This is a genomic window from Sphingomonas endophytica, assembly GCF_001476895.1.
Taxonomy (GTDB): Bacteria; Pseudomonadota; Alphaproteobacteria; order Sphingomonadales; family Sphingomonadaceae; genus Sphingomonas; species Sphingomonas endophytica_A.
In genome coordinates this window covers 1-702 of sequence record NZ_LDTB01000232.1, presented here as the reverse complement: position 1 = coordinate 702, position 702 = coordinate 1, and the positions used below count along the sequence as shown (strand labels likewise).

At 60.7% G+C, this 702-nt stretch carries 2 protein-coding genes; both read right to left on the bottom strand.

All coding sequences use genetic code 11. The features are described from left to right. Positions 1–368: SDR family NAD(P)-dependent oxidoreductase (locus NS334_RS16915; RefSeq protein ID WP_206542725.1), on the bottom strand; the 368-nt coding region annotated here is incomplete at its 3' end. Beyond that, positions 343–480 carry an SDR family NAD(P)-dependent oxidoreductase gene (locus NS334_RS18935; protein WP_206542724.1) on the bottom strand — a complete coding sequence of 46 codons (138 nt, stop codon included), beginning with the start codon at positions 478–480 and terminating at the stop codon, positions 343–345. The genes NS334_RS16915 and NS334_RS18935, both read right to left, overlap by 26 nt. Positions 481–702 lie beyond the last annotated feature (222 nt).

The following is a 702-nucleotide window of genomic DNA, read 5'->3' as shown; positions in this document are numbered from 1 at the left end:
ACGGCATGCTTACTGGCAACGTAGAGCGAAGCGTTCGGTGCGCCGCGGCTGCCCATGGTCGATGAGATGTTCACGATGCTGCCGAAGCCTTGTGGCTGCATGACCCGGAGTTCGTGCTTCATCGACAGCAGAACTCCGAGGACGTTGGTGTCGAATGTTGCTGCGTAGCTCTCCGGCGTCTGCTCAGTCAGCGGGCCCGGCGCGCCTTCCGTACCTGCGTTGTTGACCGCCACGTCGAGCCGGCCGAACCGCTTGATCGTCCGGTCGAGCAATGCCGCAACGTCGCTCTCGCGCCGGACGTCGGCGCGGACGAATTCGGCTTCGCCGCCGTTCGAACGCAGTTCAGCGGTCAACTCTGCGGCCTGCATCGTCGTGGCGCCTTGAAACAATCAGGCTGGCGCCCTCGCGGGCGAAGGCGAGCGCCGCGGCGCGGCCGATACCGGTAAGGGCGCCTGTAATCAGGACAACGGGTTTGGTCATGTCACTCTCCAAATGGTATGGCCGATATGCTTAATCGGCCTGGTTAGCTCAACTCGTCCGCAATGAAGGTCTGAAGGCTCTTGCGTCGGTGTGGCTCGATGGACTGGAGATTTAGTTGGGGCTGGCTTCTTTGAGAAAGACTTCGTAGGATTCGAGCTATACTTTTGAGGGATAGCTATGGAGCTCCGGCACCTTCGTTATTTCGTCGCCGTGGCCGAAGAG